Genomic DNA, 516 nt, shown 5'->3' with positions numbered 1-516 from the left:
CAGGGCGGCGGCCTGATCGTCAACGTCTCGTCCTGGGCCGGCCTGTACGCCTCCAGGTTGACCGGGCCGGCCTACAACGCCACCAAGCGCGCGGTACTGGCGCTGACCGAATCGATCAACATGGAGGAGGGCGTGCACGGCATCCGCGCCAGTTCGGTGCTGCCGGGCGAGGTGGCCACGCCCATCCTGGACAAGCGGCCGGTGCCGCCGTCGCAGGCCGAGCGCGAGCGCATGGTGCAGCCCGAGGACCTGGGCCAGGCGGTGCTGTTCCTGGCGCAGATGCCGGCGCGCACCTGCATCAACGAACTGGTGATCTCGCCCACCCACAACCGCTTTTACACCGGCGGCCTGGAGTCGCCGCGGCCGGCCTGAGCGCGGCGCTCTGCTATGATCGCGGCGTCATTGGGGAGTAGCCGCTCTTCCCCCGAAGAGGCTCGCGTCAACACACTTGTCCCACCGGACATGGCGCCAGCGGTCCCGACTTGGCCAGACCTTTGACCACCACGCCTCCCCCTT

Annotated in this window: 1 protein-coding gene and 1 riboswitch; the gene reads left to right on the top strand. The window is 69.4% G+C overall.

Going from position 1 to position 516, the window contains the following annotated elements; all coding sequences use genetic code 11:
* Window positions 1-372 (top strand): SDR family oxidoreductase (locus tag HA630_RS02250; RefSeq protein WP_166832208.1); only part of this gene is annotated, 372 nt, incomplete at its 5' end.
* Window positions 373-392: 20 nt separating this feature from the next.
* A riboswitch (yybP-ykoY riboswitch) is annotated at window positions 393-516 on the top strand. This riboswitch is flagged as partial in the annotation.

It is taken from the genome of Aquabacterium sp. A08 (assembly GCF_011742065.1).
Note: the sequence above shows the minus strand (reverse complement) of the source record. Positions and strands in the feature narration are given on the sequence as shown.